The organism is Mumia sp. Pv4-285 (assembly GCF_041320275.1).
Classification (GTDB): domain Bacteria; phylum Actinomycetota; class Actinomycetes; order Propionibacteriales; family Nocardioidaceae; genus Mumia; species Mumia qirimensis.
This window is the reverse complement of sequence record NZ_CP162023.1, coordinates 1,264,176-1,282,577: the sequence shown is the minus strand read 5'-3', so window position 1 is coordinate 1,282,577 and position 18,402 is coordinate 1,264,176. Positions and strand designations below refer to the sequence as shown.

Genomic DNA, 18,402 nt, shown 5'->3' with positions numbered 1-18,402 from the left:
GCCGTTCCAACCTCGCCCTGTTTCGCCTCGCCCGGCCGGTGAGCCTGGTCCCATGCCGACGCACCCCGGTGGGACCGCACTCACCGCGGGGCGTCGTACGCGTACGCCGGTGGGACCGCACTCACCGCGGGGCGTCGTACGTCCGGCACGACGGCGCACCAGGGCTAGGCTGAGCCCGTGACCTCGACGAGCCGCATCTTCCTCGCCAGGCTGGCCGGGCACGCCGTCTTCGACCCCGCCGGGGACCAGGTCGGGAAGCTGCGCGACGTCGTCGTCACGCAGCGCACCGCCGGTCGGCTCCCCCGCGTCCTGGGGCTGGTGATCGAGGTGCTCGGTCGGCGACGCGTGTTCCTTCCGATGACCCGGGTGACCTCCCTCGACGGCGGGCAGATCATCACGACCGGTGTCCTCAACCTGAGACGGTTCGAGAAGCGCCAGACCGAGACGCTCGTCTTCGGCGAGTTCTTCGACCGTTCCGTCACCGTGCCGTCGCTCAACCTTTCCGGTGACGTCTACGACGTCGCGATGGAGCAGGACCGCAGTCGCGACTGGCACCTGAGCGACGTGGCCGTGCGCGAGCGCGGGTCGCGCTTCGGACGACGCGGCCACGGCGTCGTGGTCGCGTGGGGCGACGTCGCCGACCTCGCCGGCCACCAGCCCGACCAGGGCGCCACGCACCTCCTCGCCACCATGGACACGATGCGGCCCGCCGACCTCGCCAACGCGCTTCGCGAGCTGCCGATCCTGCGCCGTACGCAGATCGCCGCCGAGCTCGACGACGAGCGCCTCGCCGACGTCCTCGAGGAGATGCCCGAGTTCGCCCAGGTCGAGATCCTCGGTCGTCTCGATCCCGAGCGTGCGGCCGACGTCCTCGAGGAGATGTCGCCCGACGACGCCGCCGACGTGATCGCCGAGCTGCCGCTCGCGACCGCCGAGGAGCTGCTCGCCCTCATGGAGCCGGAGGAGGCCGAGGACGTTCGACGGCTGATGGTCTACGAGGAGGGCACCGCAGGTGGCCTCATGACCTCCGACGCCGTCATCCTCCCTCCCGACGCGACCCTCGCCGAGGGACTCGCCCGGATCCGGGAGCCGGAGCTGGCGCCGTCCCTCGCCGCCCTCGTCTACGTCGCCCGGCCACCGGTCGAGACCCCGACGGGCCGTTTCCTCGGCGTGGTGCACTTCCAGCACCTGCTGCGCGAGCCACCGTCGTCGCTGGTCGGCGCCATCGCGGTCAACGACATCGACTGGCCCCGTCCCGACACCTCCCTGCACGAGGTCGCCCGGATCCTCGCCACGTACAACCTCGTGGCGTGCCCGGTCGTCGACGAGTCGAACCACCTCGTCGGCGCGATCACCGTCGACGACGTGCTGGACGAGCTCCTGCCCGAGGGTTGGCGCGACCAGGAGTCGGAGGTGGCGCGATGAGCGAGCGCGAGGACCGTCGCGTCCGCCTCGACCAGCCCCGCGACCCGCAGCGCTGGCGCCGCCGCAAGCGCCGCGTGGACGCCGAGACCTTCGGGAAGTTCGCCGAGGGCTTCGCGCGCTTCATGGGAACGGCCACCTTCATCGCCTGGATGACGGTCTTCGTCGTCGCGTGGCTCCTCTGGAACACGTTGTCGCCGGAGTCCCTGCAGTTCGACCCGTTCCCGTTCATCTTCCTGACCTTGATGCTCTCGCTGCAGGCGTCGTACGCCGCCCCGCTGATCCTGCTCGCTCAGAACCGCCAGGAGGCGCGCGACCGGGTCATCCAGGAGCAGGACCGCGACCAGAACACCCGCGCGCACGCCGACATGCAGTTCCTGGCCCGTGAGGTCGCCAGCCTGCGTCTCGCGCTGGGCGAGGTCGCGACCCGAGACTTCCTGCGGTCGGAGCTTCGCGGCTTCCTCGCCGACCTCGACGAACGGGCCAATCCGTCCGACGAAGCCGTCGCCGACGGGCAGCCCGACCCGACAGGTCGTTGATTCGTCCCCGGCACGTAGCATCGAGACATGCCCACCGAGACCATGGTGAACCCGGACGCCGTCCACACGGCGCTGTCGACCGTCAACGACCCCGAGATCCGCCGACCGATCACCGAGATCGGCATGGTGGAGCGCGTGGACATCGACGGCGGGGCCGTCACCGTGCACCTGCTGCTGACCGTCGCCGGGTGCCCGCTGAAGGACACCCTGACGCGCGACATCACGGCTGCCGTGACGAAGGTCGACGGAGTCACGGACGTGCACGTCGACATGGGCGTGATGAACGACGACCAGCGCAAGAACCTCCAAGAGGTCCTTCGTGGTGGTCAGGCACAGCGGGAGATCCCGTTCGCCGCGCCCGGAGCGCTGACCAAGGTCTACGCGATCGCCTCCGGCAAGGGCGGCGTCGGCAAGTCGTCGGTCACCGTCAACCTCGCGTCGGCGCTCGCCGCGCAGGGGCTGAAGGTCGGCATCGTGGACGCCGACATCTACGGCCACTCGATCCCCGACATGCTCGGTGTGGGTGACTCGCGTCCGACCCAGGTCGAGGACATGATCATGCCCGTCCCCGTCGGCAACATGCAGGTCATGAGCATCGGCATGCTCAAGCCGCGCAAGGATCAGGTCGTCGCGTGGCGCGGACCGATGCTCGACCGCGCACTCGTCCAGATGCTCTCCGACGTCTACTGGGGTGACCTCGACGCGCTGCTCCTGGACCTGCCCCCGGGCACCGGTGACATGGCGATCAGCCTCGGCCAGCACCTGCCGAACGCCGAGGTCATCGTCGTCACGACGCCGCAGGAGGCCGCAGCGTCGGTCGCCGAGCGCGCAGGCACGATGGCGTCGATGATGCATCAGCGCGTCGTGGGCGTCATCGAGAACATGTCGTGGCTCGAGCTGCCCAACGGCGACCGCATGGAGGTCTTCGGGTCCGGCGGCGGCCAGAAGGTCGCGACCACGCTGAGCCAGCGCTTCGGCTACGACGTGCCCCTTCTCGGGCAGATCCCGCTCGACGAGCAGATGCGCGTGGGCGGCGACACCGGTGTCCCGATCGTCGACGAAGCGCCCGACAGCGCTGCAGGCAAGGCGCTGCTTCAGGTCGCCTCGACGTTGTCGGGCCGATCCCGCGGCCTCGCCGGCATGCAGCTCGGCCTTTCGCCGACCGGCCGCTGACCCGCCCCTCGACCACGGGCTAGGCTTCCCCGCATGTGGGACATCGGGCTTCCGGAGATGCTGGTGATCGCCATCGTCGCGATCGTGGTCTTCGGGCCGGAGCGCCTGCCGGAGTTCGCCCGGACGCTCGGCCGCTGGGTCCGCACCGTCCGCCAGATGGCCGACAACGCGAAGGCCGACCTCCAGCGTGAGATGGGCGACGACTTCACGTCGCTGCGGGACGAGCTCAAGGGTCTCGACCCGCGCGAGATGATCAAGGGTGCCGTCGATGACGACGAGCCGGACCGTCCCTCCGACGGCGACGCGAAGTCAGGCCCCGCGAAGTCCCCGGGTCAGCGTCCTCTGGAGGCCGGCGAGCCCGCCCCGTTCGACGTCGACGCCACCTGAGGCACTGCGTATCGGCATTCCGACCACGTGGTGGCGGCAGTGCCGATACGCAACGTCTCAGGAGTCGCGCGACCCCGGCGTCACCCAGGTCGTGAGACGCACCAGACCGGTGCGTACGCGCTCGAGCGGGCCGACGCCGGAGGGGTGCTGCGGCAGGTCGGCGACGGCCTCACGAAGGCGTTCGGCGGATCCGTCGGTGACTGCCGTGTAGACGACGTCGTTCGCGTCCCACGTGGCGACCGTGGGAGCCCCGTCGCGGACCCACACGTCGTTGTCACCGATCCGGACGCGCTCGAAACCGGTCGTCGCGCCTCGATCGAGCGACCCGTGCTGCTCGTAGACGGACAGCGTGGACTCGCCATCGGTGTACGTGAGGGCGATCACGCGCTCGCCGTTGACGTCGATCCAGTGGGCGGCGACGCGCTCGAGCGTGTTGCCGAGGCGATCGTGGCAGGGCCACCCGTCGGCGACCAGGCGCTCCATGACGGCCGGCTCGATCCGCTCGGCGCCCTGCTGAGAGCCCTGCTGCCGAGCCACGGGCGTCCGTGTCGACGCGCTGCGCGCCACGGGCTGGATCGCCCTGACGACCGAGTCGAGTGCGTCGTGCTGCGCGTACCGGACCACCTTGCGGAGGGTGCTCGTCTCCTCGTCGATGCGGTACGAGGCGACCCGGTGCCCCCCGGAGGCCACGACGACCTCGGGCAGGCCAGGACGCTGGCGGTCGACCGAGAGGTCGTACCGGTGCGCGAGGAGGCGCGCGCTGACGTCAGACCCGAGCGCTCTCTCCAGGAGGGTGACGGCCTCGGCCTCGGTGGTGTCGTCCACGGTCGCCGCGGCGTGCGCGGGAACCGCGGCGAGCGACACCTCGGCGGGCGGCCGGGCAGCGGCGCGGACACTCTGCGCGACGGGGTCGGACGCCCCCTGGAACTGCGAGACGAGCTGCCCGACCGGCGGGGTGACGGTCTCGACCGGCTGGTGCGGGGCCCCGACGACGTACGCGATGCCGGCCAGCACGGCCGTGGCGCCGGTCGCCGCGATCGTGGCACGGATGACGAGGTGGTCGAAGATCACGGTGAGCCGCGAGGGTGGGCCGGCGGCCGCGAGACGCTCAGGGTCGGAGAGCGCGGACAGCAGGCTGGAGGACGGACCCGGCGTCGTGACGAGCCCGGTCATCCGGCGCTTGAGGGCCCGCTGGGCACGGACGGCCTCGCGGCACTCCTCGCACGTGGCGAGGTGGGTGTCCGCGCGCGCCGACTCGTCGGCGGGCAGCTGCCCGTCGACGTAGGCTGCGACGCGGTCTCCCAGGTGTGCCATCAGCGCGGGGCCACCACCGCCGGCTCGAGCGGCCCGGCGAACCGGGTACGTGCTCCGGAGGGCGCGCGGTGCTCCAGCGACGAGCGGAGCAGCTTGCGGCCGCGGTGGATGCGGGAGCGGACGGTGCCGAGCTTGACGCCGAGCACGTCGGCGATCTCCTCGTACGAGAGGCCCTCGATGTCGCACAGGACGACGGCCACGCGGAAGTCGTCGGGCAGCGCGGCGAGCGCGGACTCGACGTCGGCGTCGAGGTTGGCGTCGGACCAGGCGAGCTCCGGCGACGGGTCGGCGGCGCGGAGCCGCTCCTCAGCGCCCTCACCGAAGCGGTCGAACCGGTACTTCGACTTCCGGCGGACCCGGTCGAGGAAGAGGTTGGTGGTGATCCGGTGGATCCAGCCCTCGAACGATCCGGGCTTGTAGGAGTCGAGCGAGCGGAACACCCGGATGAAGACCTCTTGGGTGAGGTCCTCGGCGTCGTGCTGGTTGCCGGTGAGGCGGTAGGCGAGCCGGTAGACACGAGCAGAGTGCTGCTCGACGATCTCTTCCCAGCTGCCGACGACGGCTCCCGCCGCAGGCTGGGATCCGGCCGGGGTGCCGGCGGGCTGCGTCGTGGTGGTGCCCATGTGTGTGACGACCTCCTGTGCTGCTCGGATCCTGATCGTCTCCCGTCAACCTGAGACAACGATGAGACGAGCCTGGGCGTTCCCTATGACGCCCGAACGGGACGCGGCCTCGAAGGGCGTGGGTGACCTTGGTCACACCCCGGTGACGGCGGGTACGGCGAGGCGGCCCCGACATCCCCGGTCTCACGCCGGTGATGCCCTAGGCTGTGGCCCAGGTTGCCGGGCTTCCCCGGCGTGCGAGAGGAGTCCGTCATCGCCACCGCGATCACCCCGCAGAGCTGGCTGTACGCCGAGGAGTTCGTCGTCGAGGACGAGCACCTGCAGAACGGGCGCGCCCGCGCGGACGAGGTGGGCGTGGCGCCGATCGGGCCCGGTGGCGGAGCCGCGCTGCGGCTGCTCGCCGCCGTCGCCAACGCCGGCGCCGTCGTCGAGGTGGGCACCGGCACCGGGGTCTCCGGGCTGTGGCTGCTGCGCGGCATGCGCCCGGACGGCGTCCTGACCTCGGTCGACCGCGAGGCCGAGCACCAGCGTCTGGCCCGTGCGACGCTCACCGAGGCCGGCATCGCCGCGAACCGCTTCCGCCTCATCTCCGGATCCGCCCTCGAGGTGCTCCCGCGCCTGGCCGACGGCGGGTACGACCTCGTGTTCGTCGATGCCGACAAGCGCGACTACCCGCTGTTCGTCGACGAGGCGGTTCGCCTGCTGCGTCCCGGTGGCGTGCTCGCCTTCGACAACGCCCTATGGCACGACCGCGTCGCCGACCCCGCGCGTCGCGACGAGGACACCGTCGCCGTGCGCGATCTCGGACGCGCACTGCTCGAGGACGAGCGGTTCGTCCCGGCGCTTCTCCCGGTCGGTGACGGCCTGCTGGTGGCGCAGCTCCGACCCAGCTGATTCAGCCGAGGTCATCCAGCCGGTCGGCCAGCTCGCTGCGGGTGGAGATCCCGAGCTTGATGTAGACGTGCCGCAGGTGGTACTCGACGGTCTTCGGGCTGAGGAACAACGCCGCCGCTGCCTCCCGGGTCGTACGCCCGTCTCCCAGCAGTCGCGCGACCTGGAGCTCCTGCGGGGTGAGCGGCTGCTCGGCTCCCGTCGTACGCCGCTGCACGCGCTCCCCGCTCGCGGCGAGCTCGGCCGAGGCCAGTTCCGCCCACGGCACGGCCGTCAGCCGGTCGAACGTGGCGACGGCGTCCCGCAGGTGCTCCCGCGCCTCGGTCCGTCGTCGCGCGCGACGCAGGAACGCGCCGTATGCCAGCTGCGTCCGGGCTCGCTCGTACGTGTCCGGGCTGCGGGCGTGCTCGAGGAGTGCCGCGGCGTACCGCTCGTCCGGATCGATCCCCGCCAGGGCGACGGCGCGGTGGGCACGGGCCCGCGACCACGGCTGTCCCTTCTCCTCTGCGAGGCGCTCGAACGCCTCCGCCTCAGCACGGGCGCCGTCGAGGTCTCCGACGCGTACGAGGCAGTCCACGAGCTCCGGGACGGCCGAGAGGTCCGCGTCGTCGACGCCGAAGTGGCGTACGAGCGACTGCTGCTCGCGATAGCACCCGACTGCTGTCTCGTACCGGCCGAGCCCCGCCGCGAGGTCGCCCCACGCGAAGCGCACCCACGTCCTCCCGAAGTTGAGGCGGCTGCGCACGCACTGGCGTTCGGCCTCCTCTGCCTCGGCGCGCATCTCCTGCTCTTGCCCGCGACGGGCCAGCAGCCACGCCAGCCCGGCGTGCGCGATCGCCTCGTCGGTGCGCTGGCCGGTCTCGCGAGCGAGGGCGATCGCCTCTTGGTACCCGGCCTCGGCGGTGGTCCAGCGGTCGGTGGCCGCGTCGTCGCGCGAGGCGTGGAAGAGGAGGAACGGCAGCGTTCCCACGGCAGCCTGCTCGCGCGCGTCGATCACCACAGCCTCCACCAGCGCGCGCGCATCGCCCGTCTCGCGCAGCCACATAGGTCCGATGAGGACCCACGCTCGCCACCGCGGGTCGCCGACGAGGTCGCCGGTCCCCGAGGCGGAGACGGCACGACGGATCAGCGCCGTCCCCGCATCGCCCTCGCCGGTGATGACCCGCGCGATGCCGGCGGCGAGATCACCGATGATCCGGCTGCGTGGGTGCTCGGTCCGGCCGTGGACGGCATCGAGCCGGGAGACGACCGTGCGCGCTGCGGCCGTGTCGCACAGGTAGACGGACGCGTACGCGGCCTCGGCCAGCAGCAGGACCGCGGTGTCGGGATCGTCCACGGCGATCGGGGCCGACGCCTCGAGGAGCAGGTCGCGCGCCTCAACCAACGACCCGCACCGGGCACTGACGACGCCGCGCAGGGCCAAGGCACGCCGGCGGTTCGCCTCTGAGGGTGCGCTCGCGACCGCCTCGCCGAAGATCTCGAGGGCGCGATCCGCGAGGCCGCCGAGCCAGGCGTGCTCCCCTGCTCCCACGAGCCGACGTGCGCGCTCCTCCGGGTCGTCGCTGGCGTGGGCAGCGCGCTCGCCCCAGCCGGACGCGACGGCGTACGCGCGCCGCTGCGCCGCCGATGCCGTCGCCGCGTCCAGCACAGCGACCGCCTCGGCGTCCGGCCCGATCGTCGACGCCGAGAGGTGCAGGGCCCGCCTGTCGAGGTCGCCCTCCGGCAGCGCGTGCGCGAGCGTACGGTGCAGCCGCCGGCGTACGGAGGGCTCGGTCCCCTGGACGAGCGAGGCACGCATGAGGGGGTGCAGGAACCGGACCCGGTCGTTCGCCACCTCGACGAGCTCGGCACTCTCGGCCTCGTCGAGGTCGCCGAGGTCGCTACCGGCTGCCGCGCACGCCCGCCCGATCGTGGCGAGGTCGACGTCGCCGGCCAACGCCGCCACCGTCATCGCCGTGCGGGCCCGCGGCGTCAGGACGCCGAGCCGGCCGGCGAACGCCTCCTCGATGAGCCGGGGCACCGGGATCGCGCCAGGATCGCGGGCGAGCAGGTCCGGCGTGCGAGCCATCTCGAGAGCCGCGAGCGGATTGCCGCCGCTGACCGCGTGGAGCCGCTCGACCTGCGTGGACGTGAGCCCACGGGGTGCCACCAAAGCGGTGCACTCCTCGCGCGACAGCCCGCCGAGCTCGATGCGGTCCAGTCCGGTGACGAGATCGTCGACGCCCTCCCCCACCCGTGCCGCGACCACGACCGCCACGGCATCGGTGAGCAACCGGCGGGCGGTGAAGAGGATCGCGTCGACGGACGGCCGGTCGAGGTGCTGCAGGTCGTCGACGAGGAGCAGCAGCGGCTGGTCCTCGGCCGCCCGGCTCACCAGCCCGAGCGTCGCCGCGGAGATCGCGAAGCGCTCACCAGGACCTGTCGGCCCGGAACCACCGCCTCCTGGCCGAAGCGCCAAAGCCTGGGCCAGTGCCTCGGACTGCACGTCAGGGAGGGTGTCGAGGTGGCCCAGCACCGGTCGCAGAAGCTGGGCAAGACCGGCGAACGGCAGGTCCCGCTCGGGAACCGCGCCTGACGTCGCGAGCACCCGCACGTCGGGTCGTGCGGCCTCCACGGCCTGGCTGAGCACCGTCGACTTGCCGATCCCGGCCTCGCCGAGGACGACGGCAGCGCCGCTGGTGCCGTTTCGCGCCCGCTCCAGCAGCGTGGCGATCGCGGCCGTCTCCCGCGCCCGTCCGACGAGCATTCCTCGAATCTAGTGCGTCGGACAGGCCACGAGTCCGTGGTTCGCACGAACCAGGGGGGTCGCCTGATGCGCCGAGACACCGCCGGTTCCTAGCGTCGGCACCACGAGACAGACTCACCGAGGAGGGTGACATGACCGCACAGGTCGACACCGAACAGATCGACGAAGGCGTCCTGATGGCCTTCGTCTTCCGCGCCGTGGACGAGGTCGGGGCGACGCTCAACGCCGCCCTGGTCGTGCTCGGCGACAAGCTGGGCTACTACCGGGCGCTCGCCGACGGCGGTGCTCTCACGCCGTCGGAGCTGGCAGAGCGGACGGGTACGGCGGAGCCGTACGCCCGTGAGTGGCTCAACGCGCAGGCCGCGGGCTCGTTCGTCCGCTACGAGGCCGACACCGGGCGGTACGTCCTGCCGGCCGAGCACGCGATCGCGCTCACGGACGAGTCCAGCCCCGCCTTCCTGCCGGGGCTCTTCCAGATCGCGCTCGGCACGGTCGCCGACTCCGACCGCATCGTCGAGGCGGCCCGAGACTCCGCCGGTGTCGGGTGGCACGAGCACAACAGCGACGTGCACGTCGGCTGCGAGCGGTTCTTCCGCCCCAGCTACCTCGCGTACCTCGTGGACGCCTGGCTGCCGGCGGCGGGCATCGCCGACAAGCTCCGCTCGGGCGCCGCCGTCGCCGACATCGGGTGCGGCCACGGCGCATCGACGATCCTCATGGCCGAGGCGTTCCCGAACTCGACGTTCGTCGGGTCGGACTACCACGCCGCATCCATCGACGTCGCCCGCGAACGCGCCCAGGCCGCCGGTGTCTCCGACCGGACGCGCTTCACGGTGGAGCCGGCGCAGAAGCTCGGTGAAGGCGCGTACGACGTGGTGACCACGTTCGACGCGCTCCACGACATGGGCGACCCTGTCGGTGCCGCTCGCCACGTGTACGGCGCACTGGCCGACGACGGCGTGTGGATGATCGTCGAGCCGATGGCCGGTGACCGGGTCGAGGACAACTTCAATCCCGTCGGACGGGCGTACTACGGCTTCTCGACGCTGCTGTGCACACCGGCCTCGCTCTCGCAGGAGGTGGGGCTCGCCATCGGTACGCAGGCCGGGCCCGCGAAGATCCGGGAGATCACCGCGGCCGCGGGGTTCACGCAGTTCGCCTCGGTCGCCGAGACGCCCTTCCACCGGGTGATCACGGTCCGCAAGTGAGGACCTGGGTTCGCCACGACTGACAACGGCGGGCCGGGGCCCCCGTCTGCAGGCGCAGACTGGGGGCAACGGTCCGTCGCCGGAAGGAGAAGACCTCCATGCGAGCCAGGGAACCCGACAGCCACGGTGTCGTCGAGCGCGACGGCGTGCACGTGGCGTACGAGGTGTTCGGGGACGCGCCGCACACCGTGCTGCTGATGCCGACCTGGTCGATCATCCCGTCGCGCTCGTGGAAGGCGCAGGTGCCCTTCCTCGCGCGACGCTTCCGTGTCATCACCTTCGACGGTCGCGGGTCGGGCGCCTCGGACCGACCCGTCGGCGAGCGCGCGTACGTCGACGAGGAGTTCGTCGCCGACGCGCAGGCCGTGCTCGACGCGACCCGCCGGGGGCCGACGGACACCGATCCGGTCGCCGTCGTGGGGTTCTCCTGCGGCGTCGCTTGGTCGCTGGCCCTCGCGCTCGAGGCGCCCGAACGCGTCGCCGGGGTCGTCGCGATCGGCCCCGCCCTGGGGCTGGTGCCAGGGCTTCCGCAGCGAGACCGGGCGCTGTTCCTCGCCGAGCCTCCCGACCGCGCAGAGCCGTCCGAAGACCCCGACCAGGGACGTACGCCGGTGCCGGTCGGCTGGGAGTCGTTCAACCGGCACCACTGGCTGCACGGTGACTACGACGCGTTCCTCCGCTTCTTCTTCGGCCAGATGTACATCGAGCCGCACTCGACCAAGCAGATCGAGGACTGCGTGGCCTGGGGACACGAGATCGGACCCGAGCGGCTCGTCGAGACCGAGCTGGCGCGGTCAGTGTGCCGTGACCCCGGTTTCGCCCAGCGCGTCATCCACGCCGACGTGCCTCTGCTCGTGGTCCACGGCGACGACGACCACATCCGTCCGGCCGGCGAGGCCCTGGCCCTCGCCGATGCCATGGGCGGGTCACTGCTCACCATCGTCGGGGGCGGCCACGCACCGCACACCCGCGAACCCGTCGCCGTCAACCGCGCGCTGCGTGGCTTCCTCGAGCGGCTGTGGCCCGATGCGGCCGACACTGCTCGACGGACGTGGACGCGCGCACGCCGTCGCCAGCCCCGCGCCCTGTTCCTCACCTCCCCGATCGGCCTCGGCCACGTGCGACGTGACCTCGCCATCGCCGACGCGCTTCGCAAGAGGCACCCTGACCTCCAGGTCGACTGGCTGACGCAGCAGCCCGCGACCACGGTGCTCCAGCGCGCGGGCGAGCGCGTCCATCCCGCATCGGCCTACCTGGCCAGCGAGTGCGCGCACTTCGAGGACGAGGCCGCGGAGCACGACCTCCACGCCTTCCAGGCGATCCGCCGGATGGACGAGATCCTCGTCGCCAACTTCGGCGTGTTCGACGACCTCGTGAGCGACGAGCCGTACGACCTCGTCGTGGGCGACGAGGCGTGGGACGTCGACCACCACCTCCACGAGAACCCGGAGCTCAAGAGGTTCGCGTTCGCGTGGCTGACCGACTTCGTCGGATGGGTGCCGATGCCTGACGGCGGGGCGGCGGAGGCGGCGCTGACGGCGGACTACAACGCCGAGATGCTGGAGCAGCGGGCCCGTCTCTCGCGCGTCCGCGACCGGTCTCTGTTCGTCGGGAACCCGGCGGACGTCGTCGAGCAGACGTTCGGGCCGGGTCTGCCGCGGATCCGCGACTGGACGCAGGACCACTTCGCGTTCACCGGCTACGTCACCGGGTTCGAGGCGGTGAGCGAGGCGGACCGGGCCACCGTGCGCGCATCGGTGGGGGTCGGGCCCGACGAGCTGCTGTGCGTCGTCACCGTGGGCGGCTCAGGGGTGGGTGAGCCGCTGCTCCGTCGGGTGCTCGAAGCGGTGCCGCAGCTGCGCCGCGAGGAGCCCCGGCTGCGGTTCCTCGTGGTCGCCGGGCCCCGGATCGATCCTGGCGCGCTGCCGCGTCGCCGTGGGGTCCGCGTCCGCGGCTTCGTGCCGGACCTGCACCGGTACCTCGGCTCCGCCGACGTCGCGCTGGTCCAGGGAGGCCTCACGACGTGCATGGAGCTCGCGGCGCAGCGCGTGCCGTTCGTCTACGTCCCGCTGCGCCACCACTTCGAGCAGAGCGTCCACGTGCCGCAGCGGCTCGCCCAGTACGGCGCCGGGCGCCGGCTCGCGTACGAGGAGGCCGCCGACCCGGACCTGCTGGCCGACGCGTTGCTCGCCGAGCTGCGAACCGTGCCGGCGGGGCCACCGGTCGAGACGGACGGCGCCGAGCGTGCGGCGGCGATGCTCGCCGAGCTGCTCTGACGAGCCGCGTGCCGCCTGCACGTCGCGTACGACCCGGCGGCGGGCACACGTGATCCCCGCCGCGCATCACCGTGCCGGACTTCGGCGGTCGGCGGTCCGCGGCGGGGACCCGATGGATCAGGCGTACGAAGGGCTGGGCCGGAAGCCCGCCGCACCCTCCGCGATCGCCACGACCTCGCACTCCTCGATCAGCTCCGGTGCGCTCCCGATGATCTGCGACCCAGGAGCGGTCGCCGCGGTGGCCGCGAACGACTCCTGGAAGGCAGCACGAGCGGCATCGTCGACGAACACGTACACGCCCTCGAACCACGCACCCTCACGGGCACGCCAGGTCTTGTACGCGAGGCCTTCCATGCCGGAGAACCGGTCGAAGGAGGTGTCCCGGACGTAGGCCTTCAGCTGCTCGAGCGTGTCGACGGGGGCGTCACGCAGCGACCAACGGACGGTCAGACCGGGCTGCGAGGCCACTCAGACAGCCTTCAGGGCGTCGCCGAGGTTGGATGCTTCGTCGTTGGTCAGCTCGACGACGAGTCGTCCGCCACCTTCGAGCGGAACCCGCATCACGATGCAGCGTCCCTCTTTGGTGACCTCCAGCGGGCCGTCCCCGGTCCGAGGCTTCATGGCCGCCATGCGTTCCCCTTCCTCCGTGCGCAGCGCGGGCGCGTGCACCTTGAATACACCCATTATCGCGCACGCCGGCGTCAGGAGTGAATGCGGCAGACTGAGGCCATGACCGAACCTCACGCTCCCGTCTCGTACGAGGTCGCCGACGGCGTCGCCACGATCGCCCTGGCACGGCCCGAATCCCTCAACGCGTTCGACGACGCGACCAAGGTCGCCTTCCGCGACCACCTGCACGACGCGGCCGCCGACGACACCGTGCGGTGCGTCGTCCTGACCGGCTCTGGGCGAGCCTTCAGCGCCGGACAGGACCTCAAGGAGCTCGTCGCGAAGCGCGACTCGGGCGCTCCTCTGAGCAACACCGTCGAGGAGCACTACAACCCGATGGTGCTCGCGATCACGACGATGCCGAAGCCCGTGATCGCCGCGGTCAACGGCATCGCGGCCGGCGCGGGGGCGTCGCTGGCCTTCGCAGCAGACTTCCGGATCGTCGCCGAGTCAGCAGGCTTCAACCTCGCCTTCGCGGGCATCGCGCTGTCGGCCGACACCGGCGCGTCCTGGACGCTGCAGCGGCTGGTCGGCTTCCCGAAGGCGACCGAGCTCCTGCTGCTGCCTCGTACGATCCGGGCCGACGAGGCGCTGCAGCTCGGGATCGCGACGCAGGTCGTGCCCGACGACGAGCTCGCCGACGTCGTCCGCGAGCTCGCGACCCGGCTCGCCGCGGGTCCGACCCTCGCGTACGCGTCCCTCAAGCGCGCGCTCGCCTACTCGGCGACCCACAGCCTGCCCGAGGCTCTCACGAACGAGGGACGGCTGATGGCGCTGACCGGGGCGTCGGAGGACCACCGGGCGGCGGTCAACGCGTTCCTCGCGAAGGAGAAGCCCACCTTCGTCGGGCGCTGACGCCGCCGGCCTGTCCCGTCCGGCCTGGAATCAGGGGCGAGTGCCGCCCAGCGCCTTGAGAAGACCCTTGGGCGCCGTACGGGTCAGGTAGGCCTTCGACGGGCGGCGGCCGAGCTCGACGGTCACCAGCTGACCGTCGAGCCGGTGGTTGAACCACTGCGACATCGTGCCGTGGCACCCGGACCCGCAGGAGAAGCTCCGCTTCGGAAGGCGCAGGTGCTTGGCCAACCTCCGCGCGAGCGGACGGTTGCCGGTGCCGCTCGTGTCGATCCCGTAGAGCGGCTGGTGGAACGAGACGACCTGGTCGGGCGCGACCTTGCGGAGGAACCGCATCATGGCGCGTGTCTCCGGCTCCGACGCCGCCTTCGGCCCCGACCACGTCGGCCCGCGCTTGGACGCCTTCCACCTCCGCGGGAAGTTGCGGTTGAGATCCACGCCGCGAGCGTTCCGTCGCGCCTTGCGCGCGACACCGTCGGGGTTGGCGTTCGGCACCACCCACAGGTCGAGCCCGCTGATCGGGCTGCCGTCGCGCAGGTTGCGCAGGATCGCCTGCGGCTTGCGCTCGTCGCCGTGCATCGCGGCGATCACCACCGCCGATCGGCGCGCTTCGGGATCGCCCAGGCGGTAGGCGACGATCTCCCGACCTTTGCGGGAGTGCCCGACCACCACGCGCTCGACCACGGCGGGACGTGACGCAGACGTCGCGACCTGCACCGTCAGGACCGCCCGGGGGGCCGAGGTGGTCGGGGACACGGCACCGGCGGGTGCCCCGAGGACGGAGACGACCGCCACGAGGGTGCCGGCGGCGACGGCATGAGCAGTGCGCATGCCGCCGATCCTCGCTCAGTCTGCTGTCGGCCGCACGTGGCACTCGGCCAGGTGGTCGTCGACCATGCCGGTGGCCTGCATCATCGCGTACGCGGTCGTCGGGCCGACGAAGACGAACCCGCGCTTTTTGAGCCCGGCTGCGAGGGCCTTGGACTCCGGTGTGATGGCGGGGACGTCGGCGAGCGTCACGGGCCGTGGCGCGCGCGGCGGGGCGAACGACCACACGAAGTCGGCGAACCCGCCCTCGAACGCTCGCACGGCGGCCGCGTTAGCGATCGTCGCCTCGACCTTCGTCCGGTTGCGGATGATGCCCGCGTCGTCGAGCAGCTCGGCGACACGGCGACCGTCGTACGCCGCGACGACCACCGGGTCGAAGTCGGCGAAGACCTCACGGAAGCGCGGCCGCTTGCGCAGCACGATCGCCCACGAGAGCCCGGACTGGAACGCCTCGAGCGTGAGCCTCTCGAAGAGACCTCGCTCGTCCCGGACGGGCCGGCCCCACTCCGTGTCGTGGTAGGTCTGCATCTCCGCCGCCGACGCACCCCACGGACAACGGGCCAGACCGTCGGGACCCACCACCACGTCACTCACCGCCGTCACCGCGCTCCTCGACAGGATCGCCGGCGGCCTCAGACGGCACGTCGGCGGCCTCGGCTGCCGGAGGCGCCTCGACCACCTCCGACTCGGCGCCACGGGACGACAGGTCGTGCTCCAGCCGCGCGAGCAGCGCGTCCACCTCGTCGCGGGCGTAGCCGCGCCACGCCCAGCTGAACCGGACCGCCCGGAGATCCTCGACCGTGAGCTCACCCTCAGCAGGGACCAGGACGTCTCGGCGCGAGGACGGCAGCGGCGCGAGAGCACCGGTGCGTCCGGCGACCCACGTGACGGCAGCGCCCACGAGCACCGCGACGACGACCACTCCGATCCAGATCACGCCACGATCGTGCCACGGACCTCCGACGACCGGCACCGCGACCGCCGGGCGGACTAGTCGACCGGCTTCGCGAACTTCGCGAACTGGCCGATGAAGGTCTCGTACACCTCGCGCGCCTTCGCGGCATCGCGGTCCACGAGCCAGGCCAGGACGACGCCGTCGTTGATCACCACGACCATCCGCGAGAGCAGCTCGACCGGCACCGCCCACTCGATCCGGCACACCTCCGCGACCTGCTCCAGCGCCCGTGCGGCCACCGCGCGGTAGGTGTCGTACTGCCAGCGCGCGAGGTCGTCGAAGCCGGCGTTGCGCAGGGCGTGGGCGGCGACCTCGAAGGTCAGCAGGTGACCCTCGGGATCGCCCTCGACGTCGGACCACATGTGGTTGAAGCTCGCCTCGAGGAGGGTGGTGACGTCCGCCTCCTCAGGCGGGGGCAGCTCGCTGACGCTGACGACGTAGTCCTCTGCCATCCGCGAGATCATCGCGCGCAGCAGCTCCTCCATCGAGGAGAAGACGTAGTGGACGATCCCAGGGGTGGCGCCGGCCTCGGCGGCGACCGTACGGGTGCTCACGCCGCCGACGCCCTCACGCTTGGCGACCACCAGCGCGGCCTCGATGAGCTGTTCGCGTCGCTTCTCCGACGAGACCCGCACGTGTTCTCCGTCCCTCGAGCTTGTCCCCCTGATTGTGCCGCACAGGGCACGTCAGGACGGTACGAACTGCCCGACGACCTCCTCGAGATCGTCGGTCACGATCAGCCGGTCGACGTCTGCCGCCGCGATCGCACCGTGCTCGAGGACCGAGTCCCGGAGCCAGTCGATGAGGCCTGACCAGTACGGCGTCCCGTAGAGGACCACGGGGAACTGCGTCACCTTGCGGGTCTGCGCGAGCGTCAACGCCTCGAAGAGCTCGTCGAACGTGCCGTAACCGCCGGGGAAGACCACGAACCCCTGCGCGTACTTCACGAACATCGTCTTGCGGGCGAAGAAGTAGCGGAAGTGGACCCCCAGGTCGACCCAGGGGTTCATCCGCTCCTCGAAGGGCAGCTCGATGCCGAGGCCGACGGACACACCGCCCGCCTCGCACGCGCCGCGGTTCGCGGCCGCCATGATGCCGGGGCCTCCGCCGGTGATGACGCCGATCCCGGCCTCGGCGAAGCGCCGCCCGAGCTCCTGCGCCGCCGCGTAGTAGGGCGAGTCGGGCTTGGTGCGCGCGGAGCCGAAGACGCTGACCGCCGGACCGAGCTCGGCCAGCGCCCCGAACCCCTCGACGAACTCGGCCTGGATCCTCATCACGCGCCACGGGTCGGTGTGCAGCCAGGCCGCCCGCCCCGAGTCGTCCAGCAGCCGCTGGTCGGTCGTCGTGGACGGGATCTGGTCACGACGCAGCAGCACCGGGCCCTTGATCCGCTCGTCGTCGCGAGGCTCCGGGTCCAGCTCGTCGCGTGCTTCGTCACTCATCACGTCCTCCTTGGTCGCCCCGCAGCCAGCCGAACAGGCGCTGCTCCGTCAGGCGCAGCTGGTCGACGGGGACACGCTCGTCCTGCTTGTGGGCGAGCAGCGGGTCACCCGGTCCGAAGTTGACGGCGGGGACGCCGATCGCGGTGAACTGCGCGACGTCGGTCCACCCGAACTTCGGGTTCACCTCGACGCCCATCGCGCGGACGAACGCCGCCGCTGCCGGCCGGTCGAGGCCGGGCGCCGCCGCGGGTGCGGAGTCCGTGACGACCAGCTCGAACCCCGAGAACAGGCCTTCGAGGTACTCGAGCGCCTCGGCCTCGGTGCGGTCGGGCGCGAAGCGGTAGCTCAACGAGACGCGCGCCTCGTCGGGCACGACGTTCGAGGCGACACCGCCGCTGATCGCGACCGCGTTGAGGCCCTCGTGGTAGGTGAGACCGTCGATGATCGGCGTGCGACGGACGGCGGCGACCAGGCGCTGGAGCACCGGCTCCAACAGGTGGATGGCGTTGGCGCCCGTCCAGGATCGCGCCACGTGGGCACGCTCCCCGCGGGCGATCACGTCGACACGCAGCACGCCCTGGCAGCCGGCCTCGATCACCGCGTTCGAGGGCTCCATGAGGATGGCGAAGTCTCCGGCCAGCAGCTCCGGCCGTTCGCGGGCGAGGCGACCGAGCCCGTTGGCCGACGCCTCGACCTCCTCCGCCTCGTAGAACACGTACGTGACGTCGCGGACGGGCGCGGGAACCTGCGCAGCGGCGCGGAGGGCGACCGCGACGCCACCCTTCATGTCGCACGAGCCGAGGCCCCAGAGCTGGTCGCCGTCGAGGCGGGAAGGCATGTTGTCGTTGGCGGGCACGGTGTCGAGGTGGCCGGCGACGACCACGCGGCTGTCACGCCCGAGGCTGGTGCGCGCCACGACGGTGTGCCCGTCGCGCACCACGTCGAGGTGCGGGTAGGCGCGCAGCGCGGTCTCCACGGCATCGGCGATCACCGCTTCCTCGCGGCTCTCGGAGGGGACGTCGACGAGGGCTGCCGTGAGCGACACGACGTCGGCGTCGAGATCGAGAGAGACCATGC

General features: G+C 71.8%; 19 protein-coding genes. 8 read left to right on the top strand and 11 right to left on the bottom strand.

What is annotated here, in order from left to right; all coding sequences use genetic code 11:
- The first annotated feature begins 177 nt into the window (after nt 1–177).
- From AB3M34_RS06180 to AB3M34_RS06165, 4 genes are read left to right on the top strand one after another with little or no spacing between them, the layout of a single operon-like run.
- The gene (locus tag AB3M34_RS06180; RefSeq protein ID WP_370618220.1) at nt 178–1,425 is read left to right on the top strand and encodes a magnesium transporter MgtE N-terminal domain-containing protein; all 1,248 of its coding nucleotides are present in this window, start codon (nt 178–180) and stop codon (nt 1,423–1,425) included.
- Nucleotides 1,422–1,961 (top strand): DUF1003 domain-containing protein, encoded by a 540-nt coding sequence (locus AB3M34_RS06175; RefSeq protein ID WP_370618218.1) that lies wholly within the window; start codon nt 1,422–1,424, stop codon nt 1,959–1,961. The genes AB3M34_RS06180 and AB3M34_RS06175 overlap by 4 nt, the downstream gene beginning before the upstream one ends.
- A 27-nt stretch (nt 1,962–1,988) precedes the next feature.
- Complete coding sequence (locus AB3M34_RS06170; protein ID WP_370618216.1) at nt 1,989–3,134, top strand: Mrp/NBP35 family ATP-binding protein; 1,146 nt, start codon at nt 1,989–1,991, stop codon at nt 3,132–3,134.
- A 33-nt stretch (nt 3,135–3,167) separates the two neighbouring features.
- Nucleotides 3,168–3,521: a sec-independent translocase gene (locus AB3M34_RS06165; RefSeq protein WP_370618215.1), complete on the top strand. Its 354-nt coding sequence runs from the start codon at nt 3,168–3,170 to the stop codon at nt 3,519–3,521.
- Nucleotides 3,522–3,578: 57 nt separating this feature from the next.
- Here AB3M34_RS06165 and AB3M34_RS06160 read toward each other — a convergent pair whose 3' ends face one another.
- Together AB3M34_RS06160 and sigE are read right to left on the bottom strand one after the other, a co-directional pair.
- A complete protein-coding gene (locus AB3M34_RS06160) occupies nt 3,579–4,835 on the bottom strand; it encodes an anti-sigma factor family protein (protein WP_370618213.1) in 1,257 nt (418 codons plus the stop codon).
- A complete protein-coding gene (gene sigE / locus AB3M34_RS06155) occupies nt 4,835–5,458 on the bottom strand; it encodes an RNA polymerase sigma factor SigE (RefSeq protein WP_370618211.1) in 624 nt (207 codons plus the stop codon). The genes AB3M34_RS06160 and sigE overlap by 1 nt, the downstream gene beginning before the upstream one ends.
- Before the next feature lie 216 nt (nt 5,459–5,674).
- Here sigE and AB3M34_RS06150 point away from each other — a divergent pair, with 216 nt between their 5' ends.
- Entirely contained in the window at nt 5,675–6,352 is a 678-nt protein-coding gene (locus AB3M34_RS06150; protein ID WP_370618209.1) for an O-methyltransferase, read from the top strand.
- Between the two features lies 1 nt (nt 6,353).
- On the opposite strand, the gene AB3M34_RS06145 is transcribed toward AB3M34_RS06150, so the two are convergent.
- Nucleotides 6,354–9,095, bottom strand: a complete 2,742-nt coding sequence (locus AB3M34_RS06145; protein ID WP_370618208.1) for a helix-turn-helix transcriptional regulator — start codon at nt 9,093–9,095, stop codon at nt 6,354–6,356.
- 131 nt (nt 9,096–9,226) lie between these two features.
- On the opposite strand from AB3M34_RS06145, the gene AB3M34_RS06140 reads away from it, so the two are divergent.
- Together AB3M34_RS06140 and AB3M34_RS06135 are read left to right on the top strand one after the other, a co-directional pair.
- Nucleotides 9,227–10,303, top strand: a complete 1,077-nt coding sequence (locus AB3M34_RS06140; protein WP_370618207.1) for a class I SAM-dependent methyltransferase — start codon at nt 9,227–9,229, stop codon at nt 10,301–10,303.
- Nucleotides 10,304–10,401: 98 nt separating this feature from the next.
- Nucleotides 10,402–12,579 carry an alpha/beta fold hydrolase gene (locus tag AB3M34_RS06135; RefSeq protein WP_370618205.1) on the top strand — a complete coding sequence of 726 codons (2,178 nt, stop codon included), beginning with the start codon at nt 10,402–10,404 and terminating at the stop codon, nt 12,577–12,579.
- A 117-nt stretch (nt 12,580–12,696) separates the two neighbouring features.
- Here the strand turns inward: AB3M34_RS06135 and AB3M34_RS06130 are convergent, their stop codons facing one another.
- Nucleotides 12,697–13,047, bottom strand: coding sequence for a hypothetical protein (locus AB3M34_RS06130; protein WP_370618203.1), 351 nt, complete (start codon nt 13,045–13,047; stop codon nt 12,697–12,699).
- Nucleotides 13,048–13,209 carry a DUF3117 domain-containing protein gene (locus AB3M34_RS06125; RefSeq protein WP_139087699.1) on the bottom strand — a complete coding sequence of 54 codons (162 nt, stop codon included), beginning with the start codon at nt 13,207–13,209 and terminating at the stop codon, nt 13,048–13,050.
- A gap of 99 nt (nt 13,210–13,308) precedes the next feature.
- Between AB3M34_RS06125 and AB3M34_RS06120 the strand changes: the two genes are divergently transcribed.
- Complete coding sequence (locus tag AB3M34_RS06120; protein WP_370618202.1) at nt 13,309–14,103, top strand: enoyl-CoA hydratase-related protein; 795 nt, start codon at nt 13,309–13,311, stop codon at nt 14,101–14,103.
- Between the two features lie 30 nt (nt 14,104–14,133).
- Here the strand turns inward: AB3M34_RS06120 and AB3M34_RS06115 are convergent, their stop codons facing one another.
- From AB3M34_RS06115 to dapE, 6 genes are read right to left on the bottom strand one after another with little or no spacing between them, the layout of a single operon-like run.
- Entirely contained in the window at nt 14,134–14,931 is a 798-nt protein-coding gene (locus tag AB3M34_RS06115; protein WP_370618200.1) for a M14 family zinc carboxypeptidase, read from the bottom strand.
- A gap of 15 nt (nt 14,932–14,946) precedes the next feature.
- Nucleotides 14,947–15,522, bottom strand: coding sequence for a DNA-3-methyladenine glycosylase I (locus AB3M34_RS06110; protein WP_370618198.1), 576 nt, complete (start codon nt 15,520–15,522; stop codon nt 14,947–14,949).
- On the bottom strand, nt 15,515–15,865 hold the full coding sequence (locus tag AB3M34_RS06105) for a DivIVA domain-containing protein (protein WP_370618196.1): 351 nt from the start codon (nt 15,863–15,865) through the stop codon (nt 15,515–15,517). Before AB3M34_RS06105 ends, AB3M34_RS06110 begins: the two co-directional genes overlap by 8 nt.
- Nucleotides 15,866–15,918: 53 nt before the next feature.
- Nucleotides 15,919–16,518 carry a TetR/AcrR family transcriptional regulator gene (locus tag AB3M34_RS06100; RefSeq protein WP_370618194.1) on the bottom strand — a complete coding sequence of 200 codons (600 nt, stop codon included), beginning with the start codon at nt 16,516–16,518 and terminating at the stop codon, nt 15,919–15,921.
- A gap of 51 nt (nt 16,519–16,569) precedes the next feature.
- Entirely contained in the window at nt 16,570–17,325 is a 756-nt protein-coding gene (locus tag AB3M34_RS06095; protein WP_370618193.1) for a TIGR00730 family Rossman fold protein, read from the bottom strand.
- The gene (gene dapE, locus AB3M34_RS06090) at nt 17,318–18,400 is read right to left on the bottom strand and encodes a succinyl-diaminopimelate desuccinylase (protein ID WP_370618192.1); all 1,083 of its coding nucleotides are present in this window, start codon (nt 18,398–18,400) and stop codon (nt 17,318–17,320) included. Before dapE ends, AB3M34_RS06095 begins: the two co-directional genes overlap by 8 nt.
- Nucleotides 18,401–18,402 lie beyond the last annotated feature (2 nt).

Excerpts from the sequence above, each read along its gene's own strand:
- sigE (WP_370618211.1), bottom strand. The coding sequence starts at position 5,458 with ATGGGCACCACCACGACGCAGCCCGCCGGCACCCCGGCCGGATCCCAG.
- dapE (WP_370618192.1), bottom strand. The coding sequence starts at position 18,400 with ATGGTCTCTCTCGATCTCGACGCCGACGTCGTGTCGCTCACGGCAGCC.
- AB3M34_RS06170 (WP_370618216.1), top strand. The coding sequence starts at position 1,989 with ATGCCCACCGAGACCATGGTGAACCCGGACGCCGTCCACACGGCGCTG.
- AB3M34_RS06165 (WP_370618215.1), top strand. The coding sequence starts at position 3,168 with ATGTGGGACATCGGGCTTCCGGAGATGCTGGTGATCGCCATCGTCGCG.
- AB3M34_RS06115 (WP_370618200.1), bottom strand. The coding sequence starts at position 14,931 with ATGCGCACTGCTCATGCCGTCGCCGCCGGCACCCTCGTGGCGGTCGTC.
- AB3M34_RS06145 (WP_370618208.1), bottom strand. The coding sequence starts at position 9,095 with ATGCTCGTCGGACGGGCGCGGGAGACGGCCGCGATCGCCACGCTGCTG.
- AB3M34_RS06095 (WP_370618193.1), bottom strand. The coding sequence starts at position 17,325 with ATGAGTGACGAAGCACGCGACGAGCTGGACCCGGAGCCTCGCGACGAC.
- AB3M34_RS06140 (WP_370618207.1), top strand. The coding sequence starts at position 9,227 with ATGACCGCACAGGTCGACACCGAACAGATCGACGAAGGCGTCCTGATG.
- AB3M34_RS06160 (WP_370618213.1), bottom strand. The coding sequence starts at position 4,835 with ATGGCACACCTGGGAGACCGCGTCGCAGCCTACGTCGACGGGCAGCTG.
- AB3M34_RS06135 (WP_370618205.1), top strand. The coding sequence starts at position 10,402 with ATGCGAGCCAGGGAACCCGACAGCCACGGTGTCGTCGAGCGCGACGGC.
- AB3M34_RS06125 (WP_139087699.1), bottom strand. The coding sequence starts at position 13,209 with ATGGCGGCCATGAAGCCTCGGACCGGGGACGGCCCGCTGGAGGTCACC.
- AB3M34_RS06175 (WP_370618218.1), top strand. The coding sequence starts at position 1,422 with ATGAGCGAGCGCGAGGACCGTCGCGTCCGCCTCGACCAGCCCCGCGAC.
- AB3M34_RS06120 (WP_370618202.1), top strand. The coding sequence starts at position 13,309 with ATGACCGAACCTCACGCTCCCGTCTCGTACGAGGTCGCCGACGGCGTC.